Source organism: Phyllobacterium sp. 628 (assembly GCF_014189505.1).
Lineage (GTDB): Bacteria > Pseudomonadota > Alphaproteobacteria > Rhizobiales > Rhizobiaceae > Phyllobacterium.
In genome coordinates this window covers 345,860-360,855 of sequence record NZ_CP050301.1, presented here as the reverse complement: position 1 = coordinate 360,855, position 14,996 = coordinate 345,860, and the positions used below count along the sequence as shown (strand labels likewise).

Annotated in this window: 13 protein-coding genes and 1 pseudogene; 7 read left to right on the top strand and 7 right to left on the bottom strand. The window is 54.8% G+C overall.

The window, feature by feature from the left end; all coding sequences use genetic code 11:
* Nucleotides 1-139 precede the first annotated feature (139 nt).
* The gene (locus tag HB779_RS03315; protein ID WP_188345757.1) at nt 140-895 is read left to right on the top strand and encodes a Crp/Fnr family transcriptional regulator; all 756 of its coding nucleotides are present in this window, start codon (nt 140-142) and stop codon (nt 893-895) included.
* A gap of 29 nt (nt 896-924) precedes the next feature.
* On the top strand, nt 925-2,337 hold the full coding sequence (locus HB779_RS03310) for a sensor histidine kinase (RefSeq protein WP_188344388.1): 1,413 nt from the start codon (nt 925-927) through the stop codon (nt 2,335-2,337).
* A gap of 7 nt (nt 2,338-2,344) precedes the next feature.
* Here HB779_RS03310 and HB779_RS03305 read toward each other — a convergent pair whose 3' ends face one another.
* Nucleotides 2,345-2,566, bottom strand: coding sequence for a hypothetical protein (locus HB779_RS03305; RefSeq protein ID WP_188344387.1), 222 nt, complete (start codon nt 2,564-2,566; stop codon nt 2,345-2,347).
* Nucleotides 2,567-2,716: 150 nt separating this feature from the next.
* On the opposite strand from HB779_RS03305, the gene HB779_RS03300 reads away from it, so the two are divergent.
* A complete protein-coding gene (locus HB779_RS03300; protein ID WP_244642543.1) occupies nt 2,717-4,243 on the top strand; it encodes a sensor histidine kinase in 1,527 nt (508 codons plus the stop codon).
* Here HB779_RS03300 and HB779_RS03295 read toward each other — a convergent pair.
* The 4 genes from HB779_RS03295 to HB779_RS03280 form a co-directional block, all read right to left on the bottom strand.
* Complete coding sequence (locus HB779_RS03295; RefSeq protein WP_188344385.1) at nt 4,223-4,672, bottom strand: hypothetical protein; 450 nt, start codon at nt 4,670-4,672, stop codon at nt 4,223-4,225. The genes HB779_RS03300 and HB779_RS03295 overlap by 21 nt on opposite strands.
* Nucleotide 4,673: 1 nt before the next feature.
* Nucleotides 4,674-5,012 (bottom strand): YqjD family protein, encoded by a 339-nt coding sequence (locus HB779_RS03290; RefSeq protein ID WP_188344384.1) that lies wholly within the window; start codon nt 5,010-5,012, stop codon nt 4,674-4,676.
* A 131-nt stretch (nt 5,013-5,143) separates the two neighbouring features.
* Nucleotides 5,144-6,013 (bottom strand): PRC-barrel domain-containing protein, encoded by an 870-nt coding sequence (locus HB779_RS03285; protein WP_244642453.1) that lies wholly within the window; start codon nt 6,011-6,013, stop codon nt 5,144-5,146.
* Nucleotides 6,014-6,241: 228 nt separating this feature from the next.
* Nucleotides 6,242-6,400, bottom strand: coding sequence for a DUF3309 family protein (locus HB779_RS03280; protein ID WP_188344383.1), 159 nt, complete (start codon nt 6,398-6,400; stop codon nt 6,242-6,244).
* A 329-nt stretch (nt 6,401-6,729) separates the two neighbouring features.
* Between HB779_RS03280 and HB779_RS03275 the strand changes: the two genes are divergently transcribed.
* The 4 genes from HB779_RS03275 to HB779_RS03260 all read left to right on the top strand — a co-directional run bounded on the left by HB779_RS03275 (nt 6,730) and on the right by HB779_RS03260 (nt 10,285).
* Nucleotides 6,730-8,583: an AI-2E family transporter gene (locus tag HB779_RS03275; protein WP_244642452.1), complete on the top strand. Its 1,854-nt coding sequence runs from the start codon at nt 6,730-6,732 to the stop codon at nt 8,581-8,583.
* 262 nt (nt 8,584-8,845) lie between these two features.
* On the top strand, nt 8,846-9,037 hold the full coding sequence (locus HB779_RS03270) for a CsbD family protein (RefSeq protein ID WP_188344381.1): 192 nt from the start codon (nt 8,846-8,848) through the stop codon (nt 9,035-9,037).
* A gap of 122 nt (nt 9,038-9,159) precedes the next feature.
* Nucleotides 9,160-9,966 (top strand): transglutaminase family protein, encoded by an 807-nt coding sequence (locus HB779_RS03265; protein ID WP_188344380.1) that lies wholly within the window; start codon nt 9,160-9,162, stop codon nt 9,964-9,966.
* Between the two features lie 76 nt (nt 9,967-10,042).
* The gene (locus tag HB779_RS03260) at nt 10,043-10,285 is read left to right on the top strand and encodes a DUF768 domain-containing protein (protein WP_188344379.1); all 243 of its coding nucleotides are present in this window, start codon (nt 10,043-10,045) and stop codon (nt 10,283-10,285) included.
* Here HB779_RS03260 and HB779_RS03255 read toward each other — a convergent pair.
* Together HB779_RS03255 and HB779_RS03250 are read right to left on the bottom strand one after the other, a co-directional pair.
* Nucleotides 10,282-13,532: pseudogene (locus tag HB779_RS03255) on the bottom strand (error-prone DNA polymerase). The gene HB779_RS03260 and the pseudogene HB779_RS03255 overlap by 4 nt on opposite strands.
* Nucleotides 13,532-14,977: a DNA polymerase Y family protein gene (locus tag HB779_RS03250; RefSeq protein WP_188345755.1), complete on the bottom strand. Its 1,446-nt coding sequence runs from the start codon at nt 14,975-14,977 to the stop codon at nt 13,532-13,534. Before HB779_RS03250 ends, HB779_RS03255 begins: the two are co-directional and overlap by 1 nt.
* Nucleotides 14,978-14,996 lie beyond the last annotated feature (19 nt).

Here is a 14,996-nt window from a genome sequence, read left to right as displayed (position 1 = left end):
TGCTTGCTCCTAAAGCGGTGCTTATGCGCTGCAGTGGAGAGAGCTGTCATTTAACTATGACATGTCGAACGAGAAGAAATTTCGCGTAAATAAACGGCGCCATGATAGCGTGCCGTACAACTTTCAATTGAGCGCTCCAATGAAAACAACAGCAACTTCAGCAGTTCGGCAATTCCAGTGTGAAAAATGCCCCTTGCAGGATTTTCCGCATTTCCAACCGCATGAGAAGGAAGAACTGGAATTTCTGTCGGGCTTCAAGACGGGAGAGCTTGTTGCTGATGCCGGAACGACCTTTCTGGTGGAAGGTGCCAACAGTGCGCATCTTTTTTCCGTCTTGTCAGGCTGGGCGTTCCGATACAAAACGCTGGAGGATGGCCGCAGGCAAATTTTGAACTATGTGCTGCCGGGAGATCTTATCGGCTTGCAGGGCTCCCTTATGAAGGAGATGCAGCATTCGATCGAGGCGATGTCGCCAGTGATTCTGTGCGTTTTCCAGCGTGACAAGTTGCCCAACCTTTTCCGCAGCTTTCCCAGCCTTGCCTACGACATTACCTGGCTCGCATCCCGCGAAGAGCAAATGCTGGACGAAATCCTGCTTAGTATAGGACGCCGCACGGCTCTGGAACGCACTGCCTACTTATTTGCATTCATTTTCCAGCGGGCCAAATCTGTTGGCATGGTCAAGAATAACAAGCTGTTCGTCCCGCTCAAACAGCAGCACGTGGCAGATACGCTGGGCTTGTCGATCGTGCACACCAACAAGACGTTGAAGAAACTTGCAGCCCGCGGTGCACTGCGCTGGGTTGACCGGGGTTGCGAAGTCCTTGATGAAGCCATTCTTATGGATATATCTGGATGGCAAGGTTTAACGAAAGTTCCCAGACCTTTTATCTAACTGCTGGTGATAATGGAGCAACGCGTTTGGTGCTGTGGCGCAGAATTTTGGCAGGTTTTTCCGAGCGACCCTTGCGCGCTCTTGCCATCATTATCTCACTCGCTCTGATTATCGTCGCTGCGGCCTCAACCCTCATTCTGACCCGCGGCTTCAACAATCAGATGGACGACGTCATTGCCACATACCGTTTGCGGGAACAGGCGGGTTCAACATTGGCGCTGCTCAATGAAGCGCACAGCAGCCAACGGGGTTTTCTGCTGACACAAAACCCGGCTTTTCTCGATATTTATCGCACCGCTGCGGCGCGCCTTGGTGAATCGCTGAATACGCTCAATGAAATGACCAGAGGCAATCCGCGACAACAGGCGACGGCGATCCGGATTCAGGATTTGGCGAAGCAAAAGCAGCAGAAGGTGGATGCGGCAATTGCATTGTCGCTGGCAGGGCAAAATAGTGATGCACTGGCATCCCTTGCTCCTGATTTCGGCATTGGCCAGATGGACGAAATCAAGAAAACAATCAGCGGTTTTCTGGGCGAAGAAGATCGCCGCCTGATCGAGCGCAACATCGCCATGAATGATTTGCGCGCATGGCTCACCTTCGCATCAATGTCCGCTCTCGCTGGAGCGCTCATTCTTGCCTATATCCTCGCCAGCCGGACAAAACGCTACGTCCGCGAGTTGACCGAAGGGCAGTCCACGCTGCTTTCGGAAAAGTCGCAGCTGGAAGAAATGGTGCAGCAGCGTACGGCGGAACTGGAAAAAGCCATGCTGGTGGCGACGCGCGAACGCGAGCGTGTCGAAACCTTGCTGCAGGATTCCGATCACCGGATCGGCAATTCACTTGCCACGGTATCGTCGCTCCTCGGCATCCAGATGCGTGATGTTTCGTCGGAGGAAATTCGCGCTGCGCTCGGTGCTGCGCGCGACCGGATCCAGACCATTTCATCGGCACATCGCCGGCTTCGGCTGGGCAAGGATCACGAAACGGTGCGCGCCGATGAATATTTACCGGAGGTGATCGCCGACATCAAAGAAGCGCATGCGCATAACAGGGATATCCAGATCGACGGGCATTTCGAGCCAATTAACCTCGCTTCACGCGATGCGACCACCCTTGGCATCATTATCGGCGAGCTGACAATGAATGCGATCAAACATGCTTATCCGGATAACCGGTCAGGCTCGATTAAAATCGATCTGCGGCACAATGCGGAACATCTCATTGAACTTACTATTGTCGATGACGGTGTCGGTCTGCAGAAAAAATCCGGCAAGCGCTCATCCGGATTGGGATTGCTTATCGTGACCCAACTGTCTCACCAGTTCGGCGGAAGCGTCGCTTATGCCGGGAATGGCGATGCTGGCACCCGTGTCACGGTCAGTTTACCGTCTCTTTTGGAAGTAGACGAACCAACTGATGCAGAAGGCACAAGCAAATGACAACCGGTCAGAGCGTGGCAGCCCCGGTTTCGGGCATATCTGCGTTCAGCTTTTCCAACGCAAGCTCAATGTCGCGCAAATTGCGGGTGAAGCCGTCATCGCTATCCATGCCGCCTTCAGTAGCGGCGCGTTGCAGACCCCGAGCCTCGCTCAACAGGTCCTGTAATTTGGCAATCTTTTTGCTGCGATCCAGACTGTTGTCTGTAAGAATGTCTTTTGCTTCCAACATGGGTTTCTCCCTCAAATCATTTGCAAAACAGAAACGGCACTGGCGATTAAATGTTCCAAATGAGGAACAAAGGAGAAATCGCTGCGTTTACAACCGAAGCTGTTTTAACATTAAGAGTAAGGGCGGCTCGGTGAGGGGCGTCACGTGAATATGAAGTCAAGCCATATTTCAGAAGACACGTTGGAATTTCTATCTGCTCCAGCTCGGCTGGATGTCATCTCCTCGATAAAAGAACTGAAATTTGAAAAGGATAGCGAGCTCGACGGGCTCGTTGGACTTGCGATGTCCCTGTCGGCATTCGATGTCGCGCAAATTGCGCTGGTTGACCGGACGCAGAGCGAGATGCTGGCTCAGACAGGCAATGTTTCCGGCTCCCAACCGGATATGTGGGCGTTTGGAGCCCATGCCCTAATCCATGCAGATCAACCATGTCTGGTCGTGTTGAATGCGGCCGAGGACGAGCGGTTTTCCGATTGTGATGCGGCCAAGGATGCGCTCGGCCCACGGCTAATCGTTGCTGCGCCACTTGAAGTGAACAATGAGCGCATTGCAGCCTTGATCGTTGCGTCGCGCCAGCCTGTTTCTTCCCTCGCAGCATCGCTTCAAAGCCAGCTCGTGCAAATTGCCAAGCTTGCCAGTTCATTTCTGGACCTCAAACTGAAGTCACGGAGCCGAACAGCCGATATCGCAACCCTGCACAGGGACGAGAGCCGCAATACCATGGCGCTTGAAGTTGGCAATGTGGGCAGTTGGGTGTGGGATCTGCGCTCGGGTAAATTCACCGGTAATAAAATGGCTTATTCCATGCTCGGGCTCAGCGATGAGCATCCGGTAAGCGGCGAGGACGTATTTCGGGCCATGCACCCGGATGATTTTCCGTCGATGAAATCAGCCTTTACGCGCGCTATTGCCCATAATCAGGACTATGTCGGCGAATTTCGTGCGGCATCGTCGGGGCAATGGCTGCTTGGTCGGGGCCGTATTTTCGAACGGGATGCCAATGGACGGCCCGCTGTCGCCGTGGGCGTCAACATCGATATTACCAATACCCGGAATGCCGCCGAAAAAACGCGGCTGCTGCTGCGTGAGCTCAATCACCGGGTTAAAAATACGCTTGCCATGCTGCAGTCGCTGGCGCGGCAGACATTGAATCGCACGTCAGATCCCGCCGAGTTCATGGAAGCGTTCTCAGGACGCCTGAGGGCCATATCAGAGGCGCATACGCTTCTGTCTGACCGGGAGTGGAGTGGTATCAGCCTGATCGATTTGATTACCAAGCAGGTTGAGCCCTACGCAATCTATGACCAGGCACAGATCGTTCTCGAGGGCGAGGATATGGTTCTGCCGCCCGATCATGCATTGGGACTAGGCATTGCCCTGCACGAGCTGGCAACCAATGCAGCCAAGCATGGTGCCCTGTCGTCAGCACATGGCCGGGTAAAGATTTCCTGGCAGACGGAAGCCGGCCTGGATGAATCGCGTGTTATCATTCACTGGGTGGAATTGGATGGCCCGCGAGTAACACCGCCGGCGGCTCGCGGTTTGGGCGAGCGACTGATTGAACGCAGTCTGGATAAGGTGCTTTCGAGCAGCGTGCGATTGAGCTATCCCGAAGCCGGCATGGAAGCTTTGATTTCCATGCCGATCAGGGAAGACTCAAACGCTGTCATTCGATGATGATTTGTTCTTTTTCGTGAGAAGCGAGAGGCCGGTAAAGGCAACAATCGGAACAGCCAGCATCAGCAGACCGCGTGATTTCAGCACCGTTGGTGCAGCGGCAAGTGCTGCAATGGTCAGCAGGGCTGAAGTATCAATCTTTGAGCGCTGACGCTCACGCTTGCGGACAATCATCTCGGAAATTTTCATGACGATGTAGGCCAGAAGGGCAATGGCAAATGCGCCTCCGGCAAGGATCAATGCGGCATGCAGATTTCCAAAACGCTCGGCAAGCGCGATATAGGCTGCCAGCAGCAGGAAGATCAGGCCAATAGCTGATACGATACCAATGAGCACCAGAAAAACGGCCCGGCGCTTGGCCCGGCCAATGGCCGAACCAAATTCGCCAGATGCAACACTGGTCAGGAGTGGTGCCAACAGTTTCAGCATGTCAGCGACGGGCTATAAGAGCCAGAAGGAAACCAACACCTGCGGCAACAGCAACCGTGGTCAATGGGTTTTCCCGCACCGTTTCTGTCAGCTGGTCTTCCAGCGCACGGACCTGTGTCCGAATTTCATCCAGTGCATCTTCACCGCGCGCCTTGGCGCTTTCAAGGGTGCTTGAGGCGTTGCTTGTGGCTTCACGCGCAGACTGCTTGCCGATCTTGGCAAGCGTTGCAGCGATGCTCGCAATATCCTCCTTCAGGGCAGCAACCTGCGCTTCCAGATCAGGATTGGATTCTGTTGCATCGTCAACGGCTTTGCGAACCTTCGAAGAAACTGACGCCATTAAGGGAACTCCTTGAGAAATATGGGTTTCATATGGTGTGGAAACGCCGGGAGCGGCTATTTGTTCCAAGCGCGAAAGGACCGCCGTAAAAGCGGCGATCCTATTTTGGGTTGAAATGCTGCCAGTCGTGTTTATTCGGCGCTGCCTCTCAGCAGAATCTTCTCGCTATTGGCCTTGTAGGCTTCCTCGCTATAGGCAGGGTGTGCTTCCAGCTGCTGCTTGGTAAAAGGCGTGTAGACGGCGATCTTGCCGTTCTTGTCCGCCAGCAAATCCAGGTTCTCGATTGATATGGCAATGGGCTTCTTACCAAGGCCAAGGAAACCGCCCACATCCACGACAAACGCTTCGACCTGACCGTCCGGCGTCATAAGAGCATCGCCGACAGACCCGAGTGTTTCATCGTCTGAACCGTAGACTGTTGTGCCGATAAGCTTTTCAGCGCTCACGGCCGTTGCCGGGACGGCCTTCAAACCGTCTCTGTCAACTGCGGTAACGTCAGCGGGTGGTTTTGCCGGTTGCAGCGCTGGTTCTGCGGCCACGACAACACCGCCTGCGAGAAGAGCTGCCTTGTCAAAGGCTGGTGCCTTCTCCAACTCTTCCTTGGTGGTTGCAATCACCAGCCAGCGCTTGTCGTCGGCCTTGTTGGTCCATGTGAGTTCACCTAACCCAACGGCAACATCTTTTTCGCCCACGCCGAGGAAGCCGCCGACGCCGACAATGGCCGCCTCTGCCGTGCCCTTGGCATCAAGCAGCAGGTCTTTGACCACGCCAATGGCTGCGGCATCATCGTGCGTGCTGTTGTAGACGGTCTGGCCGATAATACCCGACGCAAGGACCTGCCCCGGCTGCGACTTCAGGTAACGGTCGCCATTTGGCACGGTTCTGGTCTTGTCATGGAAAATGCCATGCGCGGCTGACACCGGTACGTCTTCAGCCTGCGCGAGGTTGGACCCTGTCAGGATGATAACGAGAGCTGTGGTGGCAAAGAGTTGTTTCATCATAGAATTATATTCCTGTGCATTTTAAGAGTGAAAAATGCCGGCCAAAACGGCCGGCGCAAAGCCTGCAATTTCAAATGGGATTATGAAAGATAGCCGAGGAACCAAAGAATCAGGATGATGGGCAACGGCAGGCCAATAAGCCAAAGCAAAACGCCACGAAGCATATTGAGTAACTCCTTTGTCACGCAGGCCGATCTGTGGGTCAGATCAGAATGCGAATTGTTTCAACTAGATACGTCCCATCAAAAGCAGGATGAGAAGAACAACCAGCACAACACCGAGCAGACCGGACGGGCCGTAACCCCAGCTGCGTGAATGCGGCCAGCTTGGAAAAACGCCGATGACCACCAAAAGCAAAATAATGATCAGGATTGTTGTGACCGGCATTGTTCCATCCTTTTTCTGGACGATCAGATGAATCGAAAACCCGCAACTTGGATTTTGGTTCCGCGCCGTCGTGACGTGTTCTGATGGTTCTGGAGCTGGGAAAATGAGTGTTTGAATTAATTCCGCATGCGGCAGCATAGCTCCATGCAACCAAATTCAGCCGGCTTCGTTTCAGTGTCGGGATTTAGCGAAGAGGGACATCATGAATTCGGGCAAACGGGGTGGTCATGCCTTCTGATGAGGATATCGAGGGCTTGTCGACTCGGGCTGTCGAGCGTGTAACCCGGAAGTCAATTTACGCACCGCGGTCGCAAGAAACGGACGGGCGGATGCAGTTCCCGCCTATCATTGTGGCGATATCAGTTGTTGCGGCCCTGTATTTCGCCCGGGATATTTTTGTTCCGCTTGCCTTGGCATTGCTTCTAACCTTTGCACTGTCGCCACTAGTGACCAAGCTTCATAGGTTTGGCGTGCCCAAAGCTCTGTCCGTCGTCAGCGTCGTGCTGACGGCATTCATCGCTATTTTTCTTTTTGCCACCATCGTCGTGGGCCAATTGACGGTTTTGGCGCAAAATCTGCCAAGCTATCAATACAATATCGAAGCTAAGATTCGCACGATCAAGGATGCCCAGTCGGGGAATGGTATTTTTGATCGCGGCGCCCGTATGTTCAAACGGCTTGGTGAGGAAATCGGCCGTTCGGATGCAGTCGAGCGCTTTCCGTCGGGTGGTAATGCTGACAACACAGCCCAACGGCCGCCCCAGAACGTTGAATCGCAGACGCAAAACAATTCACCGCTGCGCACTGACGATGCAAACAAACCTGTACCGGTGGAAATCCGTTATCCCCCGCCCGATCCATTGCAGTTGCTGCAGACTGTGGCCGGACCGCTGATCCAGCCCCTGGCGACCATTGGTATCGTTATCGTCTTTGTCATCTTCATGCTGCTCCGGCGTGAAGATTTGCGCGACCGGTTCATCCGGCTTGTTGGTGCCAGTGACATTCACCGCACCACGACCGCACTGCATGATGCGGGCAAGCGCGTTGGCCAGTATCTCCTGATGCAATTGGTCATCAATATCTGCTTTGGCGTTCCCATCGGGATAGGTCTTTGGCTTATTGGCATCCCCAATCCGATGCTGTGGGGGCTTCTGGCAATTGCGCTGCGTTTCGTGCCCTATATCGGCCCGTTCATTGCGGCATTCTTTCCGCTTCTTCTTTCGTTAGCGGTGGATCCGGGGTGGATGCTGTTGTTCTGGACAGCCGCCCTCTTCATCGTGCTTGAACTGATCAGCAACAATATTCTGGAGCCTGTTCTTTATGGCTCAAGAACAGGTCTTTCGCCGGTGGCGATTTTGCTCGCGGCAATTGTCTGGACATGGATATGGGGACCGATCGGGCTGTTTCTGTCGACACCACTGACCGTATGTCTCGTGGTACTGGGTCGTCATGTGCCGAAGTTTGAATTTCTGGATGTTCTGCTTGGCAATGAGCCAGTGCTTTTGCCGCCGCAACAGCTTTATCAGCGGTTACTTTCGGGTGATCCGGACGAAGCGACTGAGAAGGCCGAGGATTATCTGCAGGAATCGTCCCTCGCCGACTATTACGTGTCAGTCGCAGTTCCAGCCTTGTTCCTTGCCGAACATGATCGCGGGCGCGGCGTGCTTGATGCAACGCGGCGCAGCCGTGTGGCGCAGAGCATGATCCGTCTGGTTGAGAATCTATCGGATCATAAGGATGCGTTGGATGACGAGGAAGAAGCTGCTGCAGAAGCCGAGGTCAAGAAATCCCCTGCAAAGGCACCGAAGCCCAGGACGATCATTTCCGCTGGCGGTCGCGGCAATCTGGATGATGCCGCCGCAGTTATTATTGGTGACATGCTGGAGCGTGAAGGGTTCGAGGTTCGCGATATCGCCTACGAAGAACTCGAGACGGTGAACATCGGTAAACTCGAACTTGCGGATGCAAGCGCCATTTACGTCAGCTATCTCAATACATCCTCTGTGGCACATGCGCGCTATCTTGTCCGGCGTATCCGCCGGCGCAATGTGCGGATCAAGATCGTCATCGGGTTCTGGGCTGAGGATGCTGGCGAGGTGGACGGTGAGAAGATTGTCGGCTCCACCCGAAACTGTTTTTTCGCCTCTTCGATCGGTGAGGCGCTCAAGCATGTTCTCGCATAAAGCAGAGTGGCAGAGGATGTATTTGGCAATACGCAATTTTAGCGGGAACCAAGCACGCCCGATCACGTTTCAAAGAAGCTGATCCAGTGGTGATCAGTACGTTCAGAACCCGGTGCCTGTGCCCCCCGTGGGCGCCGGGTTTTTGCTTATAGAAAATTAAATACCATTTGTTTTCAATGCGTTGAATATTTTCATTCAAACCGGAACCAAGTATGCCGTGGGCCGTTTACTTCCCGTGTATGAACATTCAAGGAGTTTACCCATGGGTAGCACAAGCGATAAAATTTCCGGACTTGCAAACGAAGCCGCAGGCAATTTGAAGCAGGCAGCTGGCAAGGCAACCGGTAACAAGACATTGCAGGCCAAGGGCAAGGCCCAGGAAATCAAGGGTGAAGCCCAACAGGCAAAAGGCAAGGCCAAGGATGCGGTAAAAAAGGTCGTTGACCGGGCCTGATTGCTCCATGGCTGAAAAGTTTTGACCGGCTCGGTTTCGAGCCGGTTGCTTTTTGTCCGATTGTCTGTCGTCCTGAACGCATAACGTAAAAATCAAACATATAACGTCTTGAGGGGCTTGGTATGAGACTGAACGTCGGGTGTGAATTGAGTTTTGACTTCCCCCAGGAGACACCCTTGATTGCCATATTGAATATCCACCATTCGCGGGTGGAAGACATTGAAGGCATCGAGACGTTTCAGTCGACATTTGGCGCGAGTGTTGACGGCTATCACGATCAGTTCGGCAATTGGTGTAACCGCATTCTCGCGGCTCCCGGCCAGTTCACCTGCACGACCAACGCCATCATCCATGATAGTGGGATGCCCGATCCGGTGGTGCTCGATGCGGTCCAGCACAAGGTGCAGGATTTACCGGCTGAAACGCTGGTCTATCTGCTTGGCAGCCGGTATTGCGAAACGGATATTCTGAGCGAGGAAGCATGGCGGCTGTTTGGCTATGCACCCGAGGGATGGCAACGGGTTCAGGCCGTTTGCGATTACGTTCACAACCACATCACCTTTGGCTACGAGTTCTCCAATCCGACGCGCACGGCGGCATCCGGCTATCAGGAGGGGCGCGGCGTTTGCCGTGATTTCACCCATCTGGCGGTGGCTTTTACCCGGTGCCTTAATATCCCCACCCGCTACTGCACCGGCTATATCACTGATATCGGCGTACCGTTGCCGCACTCAGCCATGGATTTCTGTGCCTGGATGGAAGTCTATCTCGGCGGGCAGTGGCATGCTTTTGATCCGCGTAATAACAAGCCGCGTATCGGCCGGGTAAAAGTGGCACATGGCCGGGATGCTGCTGACGTTCCTCTAACCAATGTTTTCGGTCCAAATATTCTGACGAAGTTCAAGGTTTGGGCTCTGGAAGCCGCGTGACCGGCTGTTTTTTCGCAACCTTCTGCAATGCCAGCAGTTTTGATTGCAGGTGTATAATCTTGAGAAGGAGAGAAAAATGAGCCAGCGCGCAATCGATTTCGTCAACAACTGGATTGACGCCAATGTTCATGCGACGCGTCCGGCGGATATGGCACATAACGATGTCAGACCCAAACAACTCGTTGCCCAATGCACTGCGGAAGCAGAGAAGGCCGGTATTTCGCAGGAAGAAATTATGGATGGAATTGGGGATCTGGAAATTTGCATGATTACGGCCATAGACAGGACAGCCATGGCTGGGGATGGCAAAAAAACCTAATGAAAATCGCGTGATTTGGGCAGGATACGCACCTTGCGCGGATGGCCGCCACGCGACTGATCGGGGATGGGGTAGACCACCTCATCTCCGCGTGAGACGGGTATGGACGGCAATTGCTCGGAAAGCCGGTAGAGATCTCCTGTCCGATCGATAAGCTTCCGGGCAACAATATGGGTGACATTATCGCTGCTTTGTACGGTGCCCTCGATGAGGATGAGGCGTGAGCCCATCACCTCCTTGCGATAGATGGCCATAGTCTTGGACCAGACGATGATATTGGCAATACCCGTTTCGTCCTCAATTGTCATGAAGACCACGCCTTTGGCGCTGCCCGGTCTTTGCCGCACAGTCACCACTCCCGCTACTTTCACCCGCCTGTTGCTTGGCATCCCGGTGGCCTGTTTGCAGGAAACGACGCCTTCGGCAGCAAGACCATCCCGCAGAAACTCCATTGGATGTCCCTTCAGGGAAAGCCGGATCGATTCATAATCCGCGATGACATGTTCCGCCAATTTCATGCGCGGCAATCTTGTTTCGGCTTCCTCAGCCAATTCATTGGTTTCAGCCGCCTGAAAGAGAGGGAGGGTTGTATTGTCCGGAAAGCGTCGGACAGCCCATAAGGCCTCACGACGGTCGATGCTGAGGGAGCGGAATGCGTCGGCGTCGGCGAGAAGCACAAAGGCGCGCCGTTCGAGCTGTGTCAGGCGGCGTACCTCCTCGATATCCGTATAGTGCCGCTGCCGCTTTGCGCAGATTTCTTCCGCCCAGACTTTGGAAAATCCGTCCACTTGCCGAAATCCAAGCCGGACGCCAAGTGCTTCACCACGCGCTTCCAGCGTGTTGTCCCATTCACTGAAATTGATATCGACCGGGCGTACTTCGACGTCGTGATCGCGCGCATCGCGAATGATCTGGGCGGGGGCATAGAAGCCCATGGGCTGTGAATTCAGCAATGAGGCTGCAAAGGCGGCCGGATGGTGGCATTTGATCCATGAGGAAATGTAGACAAGGATGGCAAAACTTGCCGCGTGGCTTTCCGGAAATCCATACTCACCAAAACCTTTGATCTGGTTGAAACAGTTTTCGGCAAAGGTGCGCTCATAGCCGCGGCGCACCATGCCTTCCACCATCTTTTCCTGCATTTTATGAATGGTGCCGCGATTGCGGAATGTTGCCATGGCGCTGCGCAACTTATTGGCTTCGTCAGGTGTAAAACCCGCCGCTTCGATGGCAATGCGCATGGCCTGTTCCTGAAACAGGGGAACGCCAAGGGTTTTCTCAAGGACTTTTTCAGTTCGTCCTTGTCGCCATATTCGGGAGAAGGGGACGGATAATGAACCTTTTCGATGCCCTTGCGTCGCCGCAGATAGGGATGGACCATATCGCCTTGAATGGGTCCAGGACGCACGATGGCAACCTCAATCACCAGATCATAGAATTTTCTGGGTTGCAGACGTGGCAGCATGTTCATCTGGGCGCGGCTTTCCACCTGAAACACCCCGAGGGAATCGGCCTTACACAGCATGTCGTAAACCTTGGAATCGTCTTGCTCGACGGTTGCAAGCTCATAGTATTCGCCGCCATGCTGATGGATCAGATCGAAGGCCTTGCGGATGCAGGTCAGCATACCGAGTGACAGCACATCCACTTTCATGATGTTCAGCGTATTGATGTCGTCCTTGTCCCATTCGATGAAGGAGCGGTCCTTCATGGCTGCCGGGCCAATGGGAACGGTTTCATCAAGCCGGTGCTGCGTCAGCACAAAACCGCCGACATGCTGGGAGAGATGCCGGGGAAAGCCGATCAACTCTGTCGCCAGCTTGACGGCGCGGCGTATCATGAGGTTGTCAGGGTCCAAGCCCGCCTGTCTTACCTGCTGCTGTTCAACCGTGGTCCCCCAACTGCCCCAGACCGTATTGGCGAGGGCTGCGGTTACATCTTCGGTCAGGCCCAGGGCCTTGCCGACATCGCGGATGGCGCTGCGCGGTCGGTAGCTGATAACCGTCGCGACAATGGCGGCACGCGTGCGGCCATAGCGCATATAGACCCATTGCATGACTTCTTCGCGCCGCTCATGTTCGAAATCGACATCGATATCCGGCGGCTCTTTGCGCTGGGCAGAGAGGAAGCGTTCAAACAGCGCGTTGCCATTTTGGGGATCAACAGCGGTGATGTGCAGGCAATAACAGACGGCGGAATTGGCGGAGGAACCGCGGCCCTGACACAGGATATTTTTCGACCGCGCATACGTGACAATGTCATGCACGGTCAAAAAATAAGGTGCGTATTGAAGCTCTCCAATCAAGGCCAACTCCTTCTCCAGAAGATCGCGCACGAGAGCCGGAATACCATTGGGGTAACGTCTGACAGCACCTTTCCACGTTTCGTCGGCCAGATGCTGTTGCGGTGTTTTGCCGGGTGGAACCGGCTCGTCCGGATAGTCATATTTCAGCATATCGAGAGAGAATTGGATCGGCTTGATAAAGCGCGCGATCTCCAAGAGAGCATCCGGGAAGTGCCGGAAAATATACTGCATGTCATCGGGTGATTTCAGATGCCGTTCCGCATTGCTTTCAAGTTTTCGCCCGGCTGTATCGATGGTGACATGCTCGCGGATGCAGGTCAGCACATCCTGCAGCGGCCGCCGGGACGGCGTGTGATAGAGTACATTGTTGACTGCCAGCAGCGGAACATTGGCTGCTGCAGCGCTGCGTTGCAGCTCTTCCCCATAGCGCCGGTCTGCCCCCTGATAGGGCATGGCGAGCCCCAGCCAGACGGAGCCGGGCGCAGCCATGGAGATAGTCTTCAGAAATGCGGCCCAGGCATTATCAGGGCGCGCCGGAGGCAGAACCGCAATCTGGAATTCTTTGGCGATGAAAAGAAAATCTTTCAGAACCAGATGACACAGGCCTTTGATCTTAGCCCGCTCTTTGCCTGTGCTCAGGAGGCGGCAGAGCAGGCCATAGGCAGCCCGGTCCCGCGGGTAGACGATCAGCTCCGGTGTGCCATCAGTAAACACCAGCCTGCAGCCAATGAAGAGGTTGAGCTTTACCTTGACCTCCTCGTCTTCCGTCAGTTCCTTATGCGCCTTGTAGGCCCGCACCACTCCGGCAAGCGTATTACGGTCGGTAATGCCAATCCCTGCAAGTCCCAACAGCACAGCCTGCTGCACCAGTTCTTCCGGTTGGGATGCGCCTTCGAGAAAGGAAAAATTGCTGGTGACGGCGAGTTCCGTATAGGCTGGCATTACGCAAAGAGCCCGTGCAGATACCAGCGCGGCGTGACTGTGCCCCGTTCATACAATCCCTCACGAAACACCCAGAAGCGATGGCCCTGATTGTCTTCGAGCCGGTAGTAATCCCGCGTTAGAGCGCCCGCATGTTCGCGCCACCATTCCGGTGCGATACGCTCCGGTCCTTCGGCCAGAACAATGTAGTGCCGGATACTCCGCCAGATGAATTGTGCCGGGGCGCCATCGGGAATTCCCGCTGTTGTTTCTATGTGCTCGGGCGGTTGGAACAGCCGAATCGGCCGTATGGGTGGCTCCCCCGGATGATGGTTTGGTGTCCACTCAAGAGGTGAGCTGGGGGAGACCTGTGCTGCAGGCTCAAGCGAAACCGCACGTTCGGGAATATGCGTATCGACAGGCTTTGGCCGCAAGACACGTCCCGATCCCAGACGAATGGACAAGCGGTCAATCAGACTGCCGATCTCCCCGGTTTCCTGCACGTTGTTATCCAAACTCTTTTGCAAAACCTGTGTTCGCTCGGTTCGCACAGCGGCAAGGCGGACAAGATCGAAACCGTAACCCGCATCAAGCGGATCAGCGAGGTTGGAGAGCCGTTCTTTCAGCAACCGGAACAGTGTCTTTGTATCCGTAAGCGGCTGACCAGCCTGAATATTCAGACGGCGGACATGGCCGTCGACACGGAAAAACGAGGCTTCGATTTCCCGCGCGCCTTCCACCCGCTTCTGCAACTGGCGAAAGAGTTCATCGCCAAGAGCATGCAGAACAAGTTCGACCGATTCCATGACGATCAGTGGTTCAGCCATCCGCCGTTCAGCCATGCAGACGGGGATAATACGCCGGGGAGATATGGGTTCACTGTTGCTTCCGAAAAGCGCATCGAGACTGTCAACCAGACCGGCGCCAAAACGAGCGGCAAGAGCAGCACGTGGAAGCACTTCTATATCGCCAACACTGCGCAGGCCCGCCCGCTTCAAACCGGCCAGATGCACCTCTTCAATAGCCAAGCTGACAAGGCGCAGGCTGCGTAACTTTGCATCGCGTTCCGTCTGGCCAATGACGCCGCCCGGTGAATGGCGGGCAAAGGCCCGGGCCGCCGGTGGATTGTCGGCAATGGCCGAGCGAACAATCATGCCATGCTGGCTGAGGCGCTGGTGGATATCCTTGCGCAGACTTTGCTCATCGCCAAAAAGGTGCACGCAGCCGGTGATATCGAGCATCAAACCATCATTGCCATCGAATGCCACCAGGGGGGTGTAACGGTCACACCAATCGGCCAGCTTTTCCAGCAAAGCAGCATCCTTGCGCGGCGAGGCGAACGCGATGTCCAGTTGTTCGAACTGTGCCCGCGCATCGGTCAAAGCCATGCCCTTGTGCAAACCTGTCTTGGCCGCCCGCTCGTCGGTAGCGGTCAGGCGCAAGGCATTGGCAACCTTGTCGACCACAATGAGGAACTGGCCGGAC

What these genes read in the sequence shown, in the direction of transcription:
- HB779_RS03315 (WP_188345757.1), top strand. Translation starts at nt 140, where the DNA reads ATGAAAACAACAGCAACTTCAGCAGTTCGGCAATTCCAGTGTGAAAAA.
- HB779_RS03305 (WP_188344387.1), bottom strand. Translation starts at nt 2,566, where the DNA reads ATGTTGGAAGCAAAAGACATTCTTACAGACAACAGTCTGGATCGCAGC.
- HB779_RS03300 (WP_244642543.1), top strand. Translation starts at nt 2,717, where the DNA reads ATGAAGTCAAGCCATATTTCAGAAGACACGTTGGAATTTCTATCTGCT.
- HB779_RS03295 (WP_188344385.1), bottom strand. Translation starts at nt 4,672, where the DNA reads ATGCTGAAACTGTTGGCACCACTCCTGACCAGTGTTGCATCTGGCGAA.
- HB779_RS03290 (WP_188344384.1), bottom strand. Translation starts at nt 5,012, where the DNA reads ATGGCGTCAGTTTCTTCGAAGGTTCGCAAAGCCGTTGACGATGCAACA.
- HB779_RS03285 (WP_244642453.1), bottom strand. Translation starts at nt 6,013, where the DNA reads ATGATGAAACAACTCTTTGCCACCACAGCTCTCGTTATCATCCTGACA.
- HB779_RS03280 (WP_188344383.1), bottom strand. Translation starts at nt 6,400, where the DNA reads ATGCCGGTCACAACAATCCTGATCATTATTTTGCTTTTGGTGGTCATC.
- HB779_RS03275 (WP_244642452.1), top strand. Translation starts at nt 6,730, where the DNA reads ATGCAGTTCCCGCCTATCATTGTGGCGATATCAGTTGTTGCGGCCCTG.
- HB779_RS03270 (WP_188344381.1), top strand. Translation starts at nt 8,846, where the DNA reads ATGGGTAGCACAAGCGATAAAATTTCCGGACTTGCAAACGAAGCCGCA.
- HB779_RS03265 (WP_188344380.1), top strand. Translation starts at nt 9,160, where the DNA reads ATGAGACTGAACGTCGGGTGTGAATTGAGTTTTGACTTCCCCCAGGAG.
- HB779_RS03260 (WP_188344379.1), top strand. Translation starts at nt 10,043, where the DNA reads ATGAGCCAGCGCGCAATCGATTTCGTCAACAACTGGATTGACGCCAAT.